Raw genomic sequence first — 15361 nt, forward strand, 5'->3', positions numbered from 1 at the left:
CCACCACGATGACGAACACCACCGACCCGACCCCTGCCCGCCCCGGAGCCCTCGTCGTGGGGGCCAGCGGCATCACCGGCTCCGCCCTCGTCGACCACCTGCTCGACCTCGGGTGGGACGTGACCGCGCTCTCCCGACGTCCGCTCGCCCGCGACGGTGTGCGCACCGTCGCGGCCGACCTCCGCGACCCGGACTCCCTGACCGCGGCACTCTCGGACGAACGGCCGACGCACGTGTTCTTCACCGCGTGGCAGCGGCAGGAGACCGAGGCCGAGAACATCCGCGTCAACGGTGGGATGGTGCGCGACCTGCTCGCTGCCCTGGCCCACGCGCCGCTGGAGCACGTCGCCCTGGTCACCGGGCTCAAGCACTACCTCGGCCCGTTCGAGGCGTACGCCGCGGGCGAGATGCCGGACACGCCCTTCCACGAGGAGGAACCGCGGCTCGACACCCCGAACTTCTACTACGCGCAGGAGGACGAGCTCTTCGCCGCTGCCGAGCGCCAGGGGTTCACCTGGTCGGTGCACCGCTCGCACACGGTGATCGGCCACGCGGTCGGCAACGCCATGAACATGGGCCTCACCATCGCCGTGCAGGCCACCCTCGCGAAGGAGCTCGGCCTCGACTTCGTGTTCCCGGGCAGCGAGGCGCAGTGGAACGGCTTGACCGACATGACCGACGCCGGCATCCTCGCCGAGCACATGGTCTGGGCGGCCACCAGTCCCGAGGGTGCCGACGAGCCCTTCAACGTCGTGAACGGCGACGTCTTCCGGTGGCGGTGGATGTGGCCGCGGCTCGCCGCGCACCTGGGCGTCGACCCGGCGCGGGTGGTCGGGTACCAGGACCGTCCGCGGCCGCTCGAGGAGCAGATGACCCCGCACGAGGGTGCGTGGGCCGGCATCGCCGAGCGGTACGGACTGGCCGAACCGGACATCACGCGACTGGCGTCGTGGTGGCACACCGATGCCGACCTCGGCCGCGCCATGGAGGTCGTCACCGACATGGGCAAGAGCCGCGAGGCCGGGTTCACCGCGTTCCGACGGACCGAGCGGGCGTTCACCGACCTGTTCGACCGCTACCGCGCCGAGCGACTCGTCCCGTAGTCGTACCCCGGGCGAGCCGGTCGGGGTACACGAACCTCCGACCGGGCCGCGAGCCCGCGGGAGCGGCGTGGTTGTCTCGGTTCCACAGGCGCCGGGAACCCTCGGCGGTTCCCGGAGGAAGGAAGACACCATGTCGCTCGGAGACAAGGCCAAGGACGTCACGCAGAAGGTCGTCGGCAAGGTCGAGGAGGCCGTCGGCAAGAAGACCGACGACGCGGAGCTCACCCACCAGGGCCAGAAGGACCAGGTCATGGGCGAGGGTCGCCTCGACAAGGAGAAGGCCAAGGACGCGTTCGACGGCAAGTGATCGTCGACCACCGCTGACGCCCGTACCGCTCGTCGGTGCGGGCGTTCGCTGTGTCCGGCGCGGTCGTGTGCGCCGGTTCCGCCCGGCCGGGCCGGTTCAGAAGGCGTAGCGGATGCGGCAGGACGGCAGGTGTCCGGCGACGAGCTCGCGGAACCGCTCGACCAGCTGGCCCTTCAACCCGGACCGGTAGCGCACGTTGACGGCGCCGTTCTGCGACACCTTCTGCTCCTGCAGGTCCGGGCGCCAGAGCAGGTCCTCGGCCTTCGGGTGCCACCCGAGGTTGACCTCGTGCAGCGGCTGGTTGTGGGTCAGGAAGATCACCTCGGCCGCGAGCTGCGCCTTGGCCGCGGGGGACAGCACGTCGTCGACCCGTCGCAGCAACTCGGCCCAGTCGGACTCCCACGTCGGCGTGAGGATGACCGGCGAGAAGTTGAGGTGCACCTCGTACCCCGCGTCGACGAAGTCGTTCACGGCGGCGATGCGCTCGGCGATCGGGCTCGTGCGGATGTCGGTGACCTTCGCGGTCTCGTGGGGCATGAGCGAGAACCGGATGCGCGTGCGACCCATCGGGTCCCAGTCGAGCAGGTCGCGGTTGACGTACTTCGTCGCGAAGGACGCCTTGGCCGTGGGCGTCATCCGGAAGAGGTCGCAGAGGTCGCGCACGTTGTCGCTGATCATCGCGTCCACCGAGCAGTCGCTGTTCTCGCCGATGTCGTAGACCCAGGCGTCCGGATCGCACTGGTTCGGTTCGGTCTTCGGTCCCTGCTTCGCGATGTTCCGCGCGACGTGCTTGCTGATCTGCTCGATGTTCGCGAAGACCGTCACCGGGTTCGAGTAGCCCTTGCGTCGCGGCACGTAGCAGTAGGCGCACGCCATCGCGCAACCGTTCGCGGTCGAGGGGGCGATGAAGTCCGCGGAGCGCCCGTTCGGTCGGGTGACGAGCGACTTCTTGACGCCGAGCACGAGCGCCTCGGTCTTGATCCGGACCCAGCGCTGCACGTTCCGCTCGTCACCGTGCACCTCGGGGATGTTCCAGTGCGACGCCACCGGCACGATCTCGGCGTCGGGCCAACGCCCGAGCACCTCCTGTCCCCGCGGGAGTCCGAGGGCGGCGTCCTCGGCGTAGATCCGCTTGACGTCGAGCATGGGTCGCACGCGTGGTTCCGTCATCGACACCTGTCTACCGCCGACCACCGACGCTACGGGCTCCGCTGCTCGCCCAGCGCAGCACGGAGCAGGGGCAGGAGCGCGTGGCCGTCGCGACCGCGGACGACGGGGACGCCGGCGACGTCGGTCGCGTCGTCGACCACCGGGGCGTCGGGTGCGACCTGTCGGAGCGCGATCGCGTCGACCGATGCCGGGTGGGCGCGGGCGAACGTCTCGTAGAGCTCCGGGTCGTGCTCGCCGTCGTCGCCGACGAGGACCCAGGACACCTCGGGCAGGTCCTCGTGCAGGCGGACGAGCGAGGACCGCTTGTGCTCCTGGCCGTCCCGGAACCAGCGGGTCGGCTCGACGCCCCAGTCGGTCATGAGGACGGCGCCCGCCGGGAAGCCCTTCTTCCGCAGGAAGCGTGTCACGACCCCGGCGAAGTTCCAGGGACCGTTGCTGAGGTACACGACGGCGGCGCCCCGCTGACTCCGCGCCGCCTCGCGGACGAGCGCAGCCATGCCGGGCACCGCTTCGCGGGTCGAGCTCGTGCCGAACAGCGTCCGCCGCGCCGCCTGCAGTGGGTGGCCGATCCCGGTCACCCACACGGTGTCGTCGATGTCGCACACGACGCCGTGCCCACCGGTGACGACGTGGACCGGGACGCGGACCGGGACCCGTCGGCCGACGGACAGCCTCGCGTCGACCGGACCGTCACCGAGTGCTGCGTGCACGGGCACGGTGACGTCCACCAGGCCTGCTGGATCACTCGCCACGACCGTGGTCGTGCCGGCGAACTCGACACGGACCTCCGTGTCCGGGCACTCCAGGGTCAGCAGGCGCCGCCACGCAGCGATGCCACGACGGGCAGCGGGGTCGACCCCGGCCGGAGCGAGCACCACGCGGGCGAGGACTCGGGCACCCTCGGGGCTCGCGTACCCGGAGTACGGCAGGAGCGCGGGCCGCCACCCGACGCGCTCGGCCACGGCGGAGAGTGCCCGACGGAGCGTCGTCTCCGCCCCGTACGCGATCGAGACGGCCCCCTGTCGGACCGAGCGCGGGACGCGGAGGAGGGGAGCCACCGATCCACCCTACGCACGGACGACGGTGCAGACTCGGGAGCATGACCGCCGAGCCCGACGACCACTTCTTCGTCGTCGACGGCCGACGGTGGCGCCGCACCGACCCCGCGCTGCCCGAGGAGCTCGCCGCCGCACTCCGCTCGCACCTGGGCCGCGGACGCAGCGCCGTGCGGACCGCGAAGCTTGTGGGCGACGACGAGGCCCTCGCGGCGGCCCGGCACCGCAACGGCCTGGCGAAGCACGGGCTCGGCGAGCGCGGCCCCGAGTGGTGGACCCGACCCGAGGCCGACCGCATCGCCGACGCCGAGCGCGCCTTGGCCGACCTCGACGCCCTCGACGCCTGAGTCCGCCCGATCCTTCCCAGAACACCCGCGGTGGGAAGCGAGAACGGGCGTACCTGGTCGATCCGTCCGATCAGGTACGCCCGTTCTCACCAGGTACGTCCGGAAGTGCCCGGCGCCCGAACACGCGCCCGCGCTACGCCTCGGTGTGGCCCAGGTCGGGCTCGAGGAGCATGCAGACCGAACGGGACGCCGACGCGTGCAGCTCGAACACGACGACCTCGTTCCGACCGGTACGGAGCACCGGTCCCGGGACGGCCAGGGTCTTCTGGGGTCCCCGCGACCAGTACCGTCCGAGGCAGAAGCCGTTCACCCACGCGACGCCCTTCCGGAAGCCGTCGAGGGACAGGTACCGGTCCTCGGTGGACGTCAGGTCGAACGACCCCGCGGCGAGCACCGGGCCTGCGAGCACGTCGCCGTCGGACGTCTCCAGCGCGGCGAGCTGGTCGAGCGCGGCCGGGGCGATCGGGTCGAGCGCGAGCGGGGACGCCGACCAGCGGGCGAGCGGCACGCCGTCGACCGCCACTCCCCCGATCAGGCCCTTCGGCTCGCCGATGCGCGGCCCGTAGTCGACGCGCCCCTGGTCCTCGACGAGGAGCTCCAGCGTGCCGGTGACCGGCGGGAGCGCGATCGCACGGTCGTGGTGCTCGCGTTCCAGGACGCCGACGACGACACCGTCCACGGACACGACCGCCCGGTCGCGGACCTCGGTGCCGACGGTCAGGACGCCGCCGTCGGGCAGGTCCACCTCGGTCCGGTACAGCACGAAGCCGCTGGCTGCGCCGAGGGCGTCGAAGGTCGGCGGCTCGTCGTGCGTGGACCACGCCGTCAGGGCGGGCAGCAGGGCGCGCAGGGGTGCGACGCGGTCGAGCCGGACGGCGACGTCCGCGGCGGGCGCGGGGCGGGCCTCCAGGCCGTCACCCGACGCGACAGAGGCACCCGACGCCACGGACGCGCCCGAGGCGACGGACGCGTCCGGCTCGCCCAGCACACCCGACCCGCCGGGCTGCATCGACGCCGGCAGCGGCGGCACCGGCGCGTACCGCTCGATCACCGACCGGAAGGCGTGGAACTTGGCCGTGGGCCGCCCGGCCTCGTCGAGGGGCGCGTCGTAGTCGTACGACGTCGCGATCGGCCGGTACACGCCCTTGTCGTTCGCGCCGTTCGTGAAGCCGAAGTTCGTGCCACCGTGGAACATGTAGACGTTCACCGAGCCGCCGGCGGCGAGCAGGTCGTCGAGGTCCGACGCCGAGGCCGACGCCGGCGTGGTGTGGTGGTGCTCGCCCCAGCTGTCGAACCAGCCGTCCCAGAACTCCGAGCACATGAGCGGGCCGGTCGGCTGCGCCTGGCGGAGCCGCGCCAGGCGTTCCTTCGAGCGGGACCCGAACGACCCGGTCTTGTGCAGCGAGGGCAGCGAGCCGTCCTCGAGCATGGTGTCCATCGGCTGGTCGACGCTCGTGAACGGGACGGTCAGCCCGACGTCGCGGTGCATCTGCTCGAGCGCGCGCAGGTACGACGCGTCCGAACCGTACGCGCCGTACTCGTTCTCGACCTGCACGAGCACGATCGGCCCGCCCTGGTCGATCTGCCGCGGCACGAGGACCGGTGCGAGCTGCTCGAGGTAGTCGCGGACGGCGGCCAGGAACCCGGGCTCGTTCCGCCGGACCCCGACGGTGCCGTCGGCGAAGAGCCAGTACGGCAGACCTCCGTTCGACCACTCGGCGCAGATGTAGGGCCCGGGTCGGACGATGGCGTGCATGCCCTCGGCGGCGACCAGGTCGAGGAAGCGGCCGAGGTCGAGTCCGCCCTCGAGGCTGAAGGTCCCCGGCTGCGGCGCGTGGGCGTTCCAGGCGACGTACGTCTCGATGGTGTTCAGGCCCATCAGCCGCGCTTTGCGGATCCGGTCCTGCCAGAGATCCGGGTGCACGCGGAAGTAGTGGATCGCGCCGGACAGGACCCGGTGCGGCTCGCCGTCGAGCAGGAAGTCGGAGTCGCCGATGGCGAAGCGCATGGTGTGTCTCTCTCGTACGACGGGGCCGTGCGGACGTGGTGTCCGCACGGCCCCGGGGTGTGGGGAACGCGGGTGTTACTTGCTCTCGACCGTGAAGCCCTGGTCCTTGCCGTACTTCACGAGGACCTTCTGCCAGGCCTCGAGACCGCTCTCGAGCGAGGTGCCGTTCTGGTACGCCTGGCCGACGGTGTCGGCGTAGACGCTGTTCGCGTACACCTGGTACGGCAGGTAGGTGAAGTCGTTCGCCGAGGTCTTCGAGGCGTCGACGAGGACCTTGTTGATGTCCTGGCCGCCGAAGTACTCCGGCTTCTCGTCCAGGAACGAGGTCGACTCGAGGTCGGCGGTGGTCGACGGGAAGCCGCCGGACTGCATGAAGACCTTCGTGGACTCCTCCGACGAGTTCAGCCACTTGAGGAAGCCGGCGGCGAGGGCCGGGTTCTTCGACTGCTTCATGACGACCTCGGAGCTGCCGCCGTTGCTGGCCGTCTGGGCCTTGCCGCCGTCGTAGGTCGGCATCGGGGCGACGCGCCAGTCACCCTTGGCGTCCGGCACGCTGGCCATCAGGTTGCCGGGCATCCAGGCGCCGGTGACCATCGTGGCGATCTCGCCGTTTCCGAGCTGCTTGTACCAGTCGTCGGTCCACCCGGTGGTCTTCGACAGCAGGCCCTGCTCGACGAGCTGGTCCCAGGTCTTCGCCCACTTCTGCGAGCCGGCGTCGTGCAGGTCGATGGTGATCTTGTCGCCGTCGGTCGTGAACGGGGTGCCACCGGCCTGGGCGATCATGCTCGTGGTGAAGCCGGCGTCGCCGGAGTCCGCCGCGATGTACTTCGACGGGTCCGCCTCGTGCAGCTTCTTGGCCGCCGCGATGTACTCGTCCCACGTCGACGGCACCTCGATGCCGTACTCGTCGAAGACCTTCTTGTTGTAGAACAGCGCCATGGGGCCCGAGTCCTGCGGCAGGCCGTAGACCTTGCCGTCCATCGCGACGTTGCTCCAGGTGCCCTTCGAGAACTTGCTCTCGAGGTCGCCGAACCCGTACGACGACAGGTCGACGAGCGAGTCGGACAGCGCGAACTGCGGCAGCGCGTAGTACTCGACCTGGGCGACGTCGGGCGCACCCGAGCCGGCCTTGATCGTGTTCTGCAGCTTGGTGTACTGGTCGGCGCCGGTGCCGGCGTTGACGAGCTTCACCTTCACCTTCGGGTACTGCTTCTCGAAGGCGGCGACCTGGTCCTTGGCCGAGGGGGTCCAGGACCAGTAGGTCAGCGTGCCGCCGTCCTTCAGGGCCTTGTCGATGTCGTCGGCCGAGCCGCCGGCGGAGCTGCCGGAGGCGCAGGCGGTCATCGCGATGGCGGCGGTGACGCCGATGGCGAGGGCGCTGAGCCCGCGCCGGAGACGCTTGTTCATGGGTTGCCTTCCACTTCTTCGTGATCTGGGGCTGGGTGGTGCTGCTGTGTGCCGGTCGAGAGGCGCGTGGCGGGCTGCCGCGTGCCTCCTGTCCGGTGGGTCAGGCCTTGACGGACCCGGCCGCGAGGCCGGACTGCCAGAAGCGCTGGAGGAAGAGGAACGCGACCACGATCGGGATGATCGTGAGGAGCGATCCGGTGACGACGAGGTTGTAGATCGGCTGTGCGCCGGAGCCGGTGGCCTGCGCGTTCCACTGGTTGAGGCCGACCGTGAGGGGGTACCACTTCGGGTCGCTGAGCATGATGAGCGGCAGGAAGTAGTTGTTCCAGGTGGCGACGACCGCGAACAGCAGGACGGTGACGACGCCGGGGGTGAGGAGCTTCAGCGCGATGGTGAAGAAGATCCGGAACTCGCCGGCGCCGTCCATGCGGGCGGCCTCGATGAGCTCGGTCGGGATCGCGTCGATCGCGTAGGTCCAGATGAGGTACATGCCGAACGGGCTGATGAGCGACGGCAGGATGATCGCCCACGGGGTGTTCGTCAGGCCGAACTGCGAGAAGAGCAGGAAGGTCGGGACGGCGAGGGCGGTGCCGGGGACGGCGATCGCACCGAGGACGACCGCGAATACCGCGCGGCGGCCGGGGAACTGGAACTTCGCCATGCCGTAGCCGGCGACCGTGGCGAGCAGGGTCGCGCCACCGGCACCGACGACCACGTACAGCAGCGTGTTGCCGAGCCACTGCATGAAGATGCCGTCGTTGTAGGTGAGCGTGTCGACGATGTTCTGCCACAGGTTGAAGTCGCCTCCGAACCACAGGCCGAACGTCGACAGCAGCGACGCCTGGGTCTTCGTGCTGTTCACCAGCAGGTAGAACAGCGGGGCGAACGAGTAGACGACGAAGACGACCATCACGGCGGTCAGGAGTCCGGAGCGCTTGACCTTGCGTCCGTCGACGGGCTTGCCGGCACGGCGCGGCCGGGAGGCACGGGTCGCGCGGTCGCGCGGGTCGCGCTGGGTGGTGGTCGCCTCGGTGACCGTGGCCGGTCCGGTCCCGCCGGCGGGGCCGGTCGCGGGGTGCTGCAGGGTGCTCATCGGTTCTCCTGGCGGGTTCCGCGGACCTGGACGACGTAGGCGATCACGGCGGTGATGACGCCCATGACGATGGCGACGGTGGCGGAGTAGTTGAACTGCTGGCCGCTGAAGGACAGCGAGTAGGCGTACATGTTCGGGGTGAAGGCGCTGCCGATGACGTTCGGGGCGAGGGTCTTCAGCAGGTTCGGCTCGTTGAAGAGCTGGAAGCTGCCGATGATCGAGAAGATCGTGGCGATGACCATCGGGCCGCGCAGGGCGGGCAGCTTGATCGAGAAGACGGTGCGCAGCGGGCCGGCACCGTCGAGCTCGGCGGCCTCGTAGAGCTCACCGGGGACGACGCGGAGCGCCGCGTAGAAGATCAGCATGTTGTAGCCGAGGAACTCCCACGTGACCACGTTGCCGATGGACGTGAGGACCCAGGTCGGGCTGAACGGCTGGAGCAGGTCGATGCCGAGCGCGCTGTTCGCGGCGCCGGTGAGGCCGAACTGGTTGCCGTAGATGAAGCCCCAGATGAGGGCCGCGACGACGCCCGGCACCGCGTAGGGCAGGAACACCGCGATGCGGAAGAACCCGGTACCCCAGAGCCGAGCGCTGTCGAGTGCGAGGGCTGCGACGAGGGCGAGGCCGAGCATGATCGGGACCTGCACGACGAGGAACAGCGCGACGCGGCCGAGGCCCGACCAGAACTGCGCGTCCTGGAACAGCTGCACGTAGTTGGCGAACCAGACGAACTGGTTGCCGCCGATGAGCTGGTCGCGGAACAGGCTGAGCCAGAGCGCGTACCCGATCGGCACGATGAGCATCGCCACGAGGACGACGACGAAGGGGCCGACGAACAGCCAGCCGGTGTACCGCCCCCGGACCTTCGGGCGGCGAGCGGACGGCCGCGTCGGCGGTGCCGCCTCGGCCGGGCGCGCTGCGAGCGTGCTCATGTGACTCCCTTGTCTGCTGCGTTCGGGTTCCGGACCGTGCGCCTGTCGGTGCGTTCGGGTCGTGCCCTGCCTGCGCTGGCACCGTTCCGGAGGACGTCGATGTTGACGTCAACATCGAACGACGCCACCGTAGCATGGCAACGTCAACATGCACTAGCGTTCGAGGACGTCGAACGGAGGGAACAGCGTTGTCGACCGATCTGACCGCACCGCGCCGCGCACCGTCGATGGCCGCCGTGGCCGATGCCGCCGGCGTCTCGATGCAGACCGTGTCGCGGGTCGCTCGGGGGTTCGACAACGTCAGCCCGGACACGCGCGACCGGGTCCAGCGCGCCATGGACGACCTGGGCTACCGGCCGAACCGCGCGGCGCGGGCACTGCGCTCCGGGCGCTTCCGGACCATCGGCGTGATCATGTTCACGCTCGCCTCGTTCGGCAACATGCGCACGCTCGAGGCCATCTCCGCGGCGGCGGCGGCAGCAGACTTCACCATCACCCTGCTGCCGATGGCGTCGCGCACCGGCGAGGGTGTCCGCACCGCACTCTCGCGGCTGCACGAGCAGGCGGTCGACGGCGTCGTCATCGTCATCGAGTCGCACATCATCGACACCGCCGAGGTCGTGCTGCCGAGCGGTGTCCCGCTCGTGGTGGTCGACTCGACGGGCACGACCGACCGTCCCTCGATCGACATCGACCAGGCCGAGGGTGCGCGGCTCGCCACGCAGCACCTGCTCAACCTCGGGCACGAGACCGTCTGGCACGTCGCCGGGCCCTCGGCCTCGTACTCCGCCGAGCGCCGACTGTCCGCGTGGCGGGAGACACTGGAACGCGCGGGTCGCGCCGTCCCACCGGTCTTCCCCGGCGGGTGGTCCACGGCCGACGGGCACCGCGCCGGACTGGAGATCGCGGCGCGCCCAGAGATCACCGCCGTCTTCGCGGTGAACGACCAGACCGCGCTCGGCGTGCTCCGGGCCGCGCACGAGGCCGGTCGGGCCGTGCCGGGGAGCCTGAGCGTCGTGGGCTTCGACGACTTCCCCGAGTCGGAGTCGTTCTGGCCGCCGCTCACCACCGTGCACCAGTCCTTCGACGAGGTCGGGCGCCGTGCGGTCGCGACGCTGCTCGCGCAGATCGAGGGCGACGCCGTCCGGACCTCGACCGATCTCGTGCCGGTCCAGCTCGTCGAACGGGCCAGTACCGCACCGCCGCCCGCCTGAGGCGCGGCACGTCCGGCGTCAGCGACCAGCAGCCGACGGCGCAGCGTCGGTCGGCGGGATCACCACCCGCCGGTCGGTCACCGCGCGCGCGGCGTCCTGCAGCAGCACGTTGTTCGCACGGGCCCACCGACGCAGGAGCGAGAACGCCACGTCCGGGTCGACCTGGTGCGTGTTGGCGAGGAACCCCTTGGCCTGTTCGATCGCGACGCGGCTGTCCAGGGCGCGTCGGAGCTGTTCCTGCGTCCGCGCTGCCTGGTCGGTGCTGCGCTGCTGCAGGATCGAGATCGTCGCGACGTCGGTGAGGGCCCGCACCGCGGCGAGGTCACGCTCTGCCAGCGCTCCCGGCGCGGACCGGAACAGGTTCATCGACCCGAGGACGACGTCGCGGGACCGCAGCGGGATCGAGTGCACCGACGCGAAGCCGGCGGCCTCCGCAGCCACTGCGAACGACGGCCAGCGCATGCGCAGCTCGTCGACGGACTCCGCGTGTCGGGACTCGCCGTCGGCGTACGCCTCGACGCACGGGCCCTCACCGGCCTCGAGCTGCATGAGCTCCAGGAGCGCCGTCCGCGTGCTCGTGGCCGCGACCACCTCGAGCTCCCGGTCCTGGTTCGCCAGGGTGATGCCCGCGGCGTCGAGCTCGAACGTCCCGGCGATCTCGTCGACGAGCGTCTGGAGCATCTCCACGACGTCGTAGTCCCCGACGAGCGTCCGCGTCGCGACCAGGAACGCGTCGATGAGTCGCCGTTCCCGGTCCTGCTCCATCTCGGCCCTCTCCGAGCCGTCGGTCGTCCGGACCGGCTGACCCGCTCCGACCCTACTCGGCAACGGTGCACGGGGGCGCCTCGCCGCTCGCACCCGATCGGGGCCGTCGACACGGCCCGCGTCCAGCGGCCCGTCCACCCGGACGGACGCGTGCGGTGTTGCCAGGCCCGGCACCGAGCCCGTAGCGTGGTGGGGCTGCCCCAGACCCCGGCCGCGTCACGTCCGTGTCGTCGAGTCCTCCAGGGGTGCCGCAGTGACCAGCAGTTCCGTGATCCGTCCCGCAGTCGCGGACAGAGTGGCCACGCAGACGGCGGCCGTGCCGACGGTGGCAGTCGGAACGCCGGCAGTCCGAACGCCAGCAGTCCGAACGCCGGCCGTGCCCTCGCCGGTCCCCGCGGCCGCCGACGCTCGCCGGGCCGTACGGCTCGAGGCGGTCGGATGCGACCCGGACGGAGCGATCACCGACATCGCCGGCCTGTACGCGGGACGCGAATGGGCAGCCCACGCCACCGAGGGGACGTTCGACTACCGGTACACCGCGCTCGGCGACGAGGACGTGACACTCCGACGGTCCCGCATCACCGGGCAGATCCGGGGCTCGATCCCCGGGACGGACGACTACGTGCTGCAGTGGATCACCGAGGGCGAGGGGGTCCCGGACACCCGCCGCGACCGGGTGGCACTGACCCGCGGGATCCCGATGCTGTTCCCCACCGACCGAGAGTTCGTCTTCGAGTACCGCGACTACGACCAGCGGCTCGTGCACCTCTCGCGACGCCTCGTCGCCGACGTCGCCGTCGAGCGCTACCACGCGGCGCCGGGCGCCGACCTCGCGCTCGACCACCTCCGCCCCCTCGACCCCGCTGCGGTCACCCGTTGGCGCCAGCAGACCGCCGTGCTGGTGGGCGAACTGCGTCGGGGCGTGGGCACCCTGCTGTGGCAGACGGTCACGAGGCGGACGGCCGCGATGTTCCTCGACCTCTACCCACCGACGGTCCCGGTGCTGCCGCCGGCGGCACTCCTGCCGAGGCGGGCCCGGCTGCGGGCCGCGATCGAGTACGTCCACGCGCACGCGCACGCGCCGATCACCGTGTCGGACATCGCGGGCGCCGCCGGGCTCAGCGTCCGCGCCCTCCAGGAGACCTTCCAGCGCAACATCGGTCGCACGCCGATGACCTACCTGCTCGAGGTGCGGCTCGAGCAGGTCCGGACCGATCTCCTCCGGGCCGACCCGGCGACCACGACCGTGCAGCAGGTGGCGCGACGGTGGGGCTTCTCCCACCTCGGCCGCTTCTCCGGCACCTACGTCTCGGCGTACGGCGAGTACCCGAAGCAAACCCTGCGTCGTTGACCCCAGGGAGCCGGGCGCAGACTGAGGCGATGACCACCTTCAGCGCAGTCACCGTGCTCGGCGCCGGCGTCCTCGGCACGCAGATCGCCCTCCAGACCGCCCGGCACGGCATCCCGGTCGTCGTGTACGACATCAGCGAGGACGCCGTCGCCGCCGGTCGCGAGCGGCTCGCCGGCATCGTCGAGCAGTACCTGGGCGACGTCGGCGAGGACGAGCGTCCCGCCGCCGACGCAGCCGTCGCGCGCATCTCCTTCGCGACCGACCTCGCCCGGGCCGTCGCGGACGCGGACCTCGTCGTCGAGGCCGTCCCGGAGCGCCTCGAGACCAAGCGCGAGGTGTACGCCCGGCTCGCCGAGGTCGCCCCGGCGGACACCGTCTTCGCGACCAACTCGTCGACCCTGCTGCCGAGCGCGATCGCGGACGCCACGGGGCGCCCGGACCGCTTCCTCGCCCTGCACTTCGCCAACCACGTCTGGCGGCAGAACACCGCCGAGGTGATGGGGACCGAGCAGACCGACCCCGCGGTGTTCGAGCGCGTCGCGACCTTCGCCGAGGAGATCGGGATGGTGCCGATCCGCCTGCACAAGGAGCAGCCGGGGTACGTGCTCAACTCGCTGCTCGTCCCGTTCCTCGACGCCGCCGCGGGCCTCGTGCTCCGCGGGGTGGCCGACCCGGAGACGGTCGACACGACCTGGCGGATCGGCACCGGCGCCCCGGTCGGCCCCTTCCAGATCTACGACGTCGTCGGACTGCGGACCGCACACGCGATCGCGAGCGCCTCCCCCGAGCCGGGCGCACAGGCGTGGGCGGCGTACCTGCAGTCCGAGTACCTCGACCACGGCAAGTACGGCGTCGAGTCGGGTGAGGGCTTCTACCGCTACCGCTGACGCGAGCACGCCGCTGACGCGAGCACGCCGCTGACGCGAGCACGCCGCTGACCTGAGCACCCCTAGGATCTCGGGATGGAACTCGTCGCCCCCCTCCCCCGAGTACTTCCCGTCCTTCCGTCGTGCCCTGCAGGAGTGGGGCGGCGCGCACCAGGACGGTGCCGGGATCCGCGACGCCGCTGCACTGCAGGCCCGAGCGGGCTTCGAGCACTGGGTCGAGCAGCTGCTCGCCGAGGAGACCGTCCCCGCCAGCCCCGGACACGTCACCTGCACCTACCGCTGGATCGTCGAGGGCGACGAGTACCTCGGCAGCATCGCCCTCCGGCACGAGCTGAACGACTTCCTCCGCTCGTACGGTGGGCACGTCGGGTACGGCGTCCGTCCGTCGGCCCGGGGGCGGGGCCTGGCGTCCGCTGCACTCGCCCAGGTCGTCGCGCTCGCGGCCGAGCGCGGGCTGCCCGAGGTGATGCTGACCTGCGACGCGACGAACCCCGCGTCGCGTCGGGTCATCGAGCACGCCGGCGGCCGGTACGAGCGCAGCGTGGTCGACCCGGACGGGCACACCCTGCTCCACCACTGGATCCGTACGGGTGCGCACGCGCAGACCGACGTCTCCGCGGTGGACATCGTCGGCGGCCCCGAACCGCTGACCGTCGGACTGCACGACCACGACCCCGCCTGGTCCGCCCGCTACGCGGAGCACCGCGCACGGATCGCCGCGGCCCTGTCCGGGCAGCACGTCACGATCGAGCACATCGGGTCGACGTCCGTGCCGGGCCTCGCCGCGAAGCCGATCGTCGACGTGGCGGTGGCCGTGCCGGACGTCACCGACGAATCCGCGTACCTCGCCCCGCTGCTCGACGCCGGGTACGAGCTCCGGGTGCGGGAGCCGGGCCACCGGCTCGTCCGCACGCCCGAGCGGGACGCCCACGTGCACGTCTACGAGCACGGCGCCCCGGAACTCGACGCCTACCTGCTGCTCCGCGACCAGCTCCGCCGCGACGACACCGACCGGCAGCGGTACGAGGACACGAAGCGTGCGCTCATGGAGCAGTCGTGGGAGGACACGAACGCGTACGCCGACGCCAAGTCCGCCGTGATCGCGGACATCACGGCCCGTGCCCGTGCCGCGGCAGTGCGGGTCCGGCCGGTCCGATCGACGGACGCCGAGGCCTGGCAGGCCCTGTACGCCGGCTACCGCGCCTTCTACCGTCTGCCCGAGGACGCCGAGGCGGTCCGCACCACCTGGCGCTGGGTGTCGACGGGTGCGCACGGGCTGAGCGGCCTGGTCGCCGAGGACGCCGACGGCCGCCTGCTCGGACTCGCCGACCTCCGGCGGTTCGCCCGTCCGTCGTCGGCCACGACCGGGCTGTACCTCGACGACCTGTTCACGGCGCCCGACGCCCGGGGCCGCGGCGTCGCGACCGCGCTGCTCCACGAGGCCGCCGCCACCGCTGCCGCCGAGGGCGCGAGCGTCATCCGGTGGATCACCGCCGAGGACAACGCGACCGCGCGGGCGGTGTACGACCGCGTCGCGGAGGCGACGCCGTGGGTCACCTACGACATGCGGCCGTCCGCGGACTGACCCGCCGGCGGACGGGAGGCGCGCGACCGGACCGTGACGCGCCTCCCGTCCGGTGCGTCCCGGGTCGGGATGCGCGCTGCCGGGCCGCTGGGTGCCGCCCGTCCGGGAACGGCCACCGGACGCCGACAGGGGCCGGA

The 15361-nt window shown here is 71.5% G+C and carries 14 protein-coding genes; 7 read left to right on the forward strand and 7 right to left on the reverse strand.

Features of this window, described 5'->3' with window-relative positions; genetic code table 11:
* The first annotated feature begins 8 nt into the window (after nucleotides 1-8).
* A complete protein-coding gene (locus LCG91_RS12005; RefSeq protein WP_224441497.1) occupies nucleotides 9-1103 on the forward strand; it encodes an SDR family oxidoreductase in 1095 nt (364 codons plus the stop codon).
* 130 nt (nucleotides 1104-1233) lie between these two features.
* Nucleotides 1234-1410, forward strand: a complete 177-nt coding sequence (locus LCG91_RS12010; protein WP_152999032.1) for a CsbD family protein — start codon at nucleotides 1234-1236, stop codon at nucleotides 1408-1410.
* Between the two features lie 96 nt (nucleotides 1411-1506).
* Here the strand turns inward: LCG91_RS12010 and LCG91_RS12015 are convergent, their stop codons facing one another.
* Nucleotides 1507-2580 (reverse strand): spore photoproduct lyase family protein, encoded by a 1074-nt coding sequence (locus LCG91_RS12015; protein ID WP_224441498.1) that lies wholly within the window; start codon nucleotides 2578-2580, stop codon nucleotides 1507-1509.
* A 29-nt stretch (nucleotides 2581-2609) separates the two neighbouring features.
* Nucleotides 2610-3638: a phosphatase domain-containing protein gene (locus LCG91_RS12020; RefSeq protein ID WP_058728761.1), complete on the reverse strand. Its 1029-nt coding sequence runs from the start codon at nucleotides 3636-3638 to the stop codon at nucleotides 2610-2612.
* Between the two features lie 41 nt (nucleotides 3639-3679).
* On the opposite strand from LCG91_RS12020, the gene LCG91_RS12025 reads away from it, so the two are divergent.
* On the forward strand, nucleotides 3680-3982 hold the full coding sequence (locus tag LCG91_RS12025) for a biopolymer transporter Tol (protein ID WP_224441499.1): 303 nt from the start codon (nucleotides 3680-3682) through the stop codon (nucleotides 3980-3982).
* Nucleotides 3983-4115: 133 nt separating this feature from the next.
* On the opposite strand, the gene LCG91_RS12030 is transcribed toward LCG91_RS12025, so the two are convergent.
* The 4 genes from LCG91_RS12030 to LCG91_RS12045 form a co-directional block, all read right to left on the reverse strand.
* Nucleotides 4116-5990 (reverse strand): glycoside hydrolase family 35 protein, encoded by a 1875-nt coding sequence (locus LCG91_RS12030; protein ID WP_224441500.1) that lies wholly within the window; start codon nucleotides 5988-5990, stop codon nucleotides 4116-4118.
* A 75-nt stretch (nucleotides 5991-6065) separates the two neighbouring features.
* Nucleotides 6066-7397 carry an ABC transporter substrate-binding protein gene (locus LCG91_RS12035; protein WP_058728764.1) on the reverse strand — a complete coding sequence of 444 codons (1332 nt, stop codon included), beginning with the start codon at nucleotides 7395-7397 and terminating at the stop codon, nucleotides 6066-6068.
* A gap of 100 nt (nucleotides 7398-7497) precedes the next feature.
* The gene (locus LCG91_RS12040; protein ID WP_058749014.1) at nucleotides 7498-8490 is read right to left on the reverse strand and encodes a carbohydrate ABC transporter permease; all 993 of its coding nucleotides are present in this window, start codon (nucleotides 8488-8490) and stop codon (nucleotides 7498-7500) included.
* Nucleotides 8487-9422 (reverse strand): carbohydrate ABC transporter permease, encoded by a 936-nt coding sequence (locus tag LCG91_RS12045; protein WP_058728766.1) that lies wholly within the window; start codon nucleotides 9420-9422, stop codon nucleotides 8487-8489. Before LCG91_RS12045 ends, LCG91_RS12040 begins: the two co-directional genes overlap by 4 nt.
* A 227-nt stretch (nucleotides 9423-9649) precedes the next feature.
* On the opposite strand from LCG91_RS12045, the gene LCG91_RS12050 reads away from it, so the two are divergent.
* Nucleotides 9650-10636: a LacI family DNA-binding transcriptional regulator gene (locus LCG91_RS12050; RefSeq protein WP_224443147.1), complete on the forward strand. Its 987-nt coding sequence runs from the start codon at nucleotides 9650-9652 to the stop codon at nucleotides 10634-10636.
* An 18-nt stretch (nucleotides 10637-10654) separates the two neighbouring features.
* On the opposite strand, the gene LCG91_RS12055 is transcribed toward LCG91_RS12050, so the two are convergent.
* Nucleotides 10655-11401, reverse strand: coding sequence for a GAF and ANTAR domain-containing protein (locus tag LCG91_RS12055; protein WP_224441501.1), 747 nt, complete (start codon nucleotides 11399-11401; stop codon nucleotides 10655-10657).
* Nucleotides 11402-11777: 376 nt separating this feature from the next.
* Between LCG91_RS12055 and LCG91_RS12060 the strand changes: the two genes are divergently transcribed.
* The 3 genes from LCG91_RS12060 (at nucleotide 11778) to LCG91_RS16470 (ending at nucleotide 15224) form a co-directional block, all read left to right on the forward strand.
* Nucleotides 11778-12752, forward strand: a complete 975-nt coding sequence (locus LCG91_RS12060; RefSeq protein WP_058728769.1) for a helix-turn-helix transcriptional regulator — start codon at nucleotides 11778-11780, stop codon at nucleotides 12750-12752.
* Between the two features lie 29 nt (nucleotides 12753-12781).
* A complete protein-coding gene (locus tag LCG91_RS12065; protein WP_224441502.1) occupies nucleotides 12782-13639 on the forward strand; it encodes a 3-hydroxyacyl-CoA dehydrogenase in 858 nt (285 codons plus the stop codon).
* Nucleotides 13640-13862: 223 nt separating this feature from the next.
* The gene (locus tag LCG91_RS16470; RefSeq protein ID WP_411955842.1) at nucleotides 13863-15224 is read left to right on the forward strand and encodes a GNAT family N-acetyltransferase; all 1362 of its coding nucleotides are present in this window, start codon (nucleotides 13863-13865) and stop codon (nucleotides 15222-15224) included.
* The last annotated feature ends 137 nt before the right edge of the window (nucleotides 15225-15361 follow it).

The organism is Curtobacterium sp. TXMA1, from assembly GCF_020162095.1.
In the GTDB taxonomy this organism is placed as follows: Bacteria; Actinomycetota; Actinomycetes; order Actinomycetales; family Microbacteriaceae; genus Curtobacterium.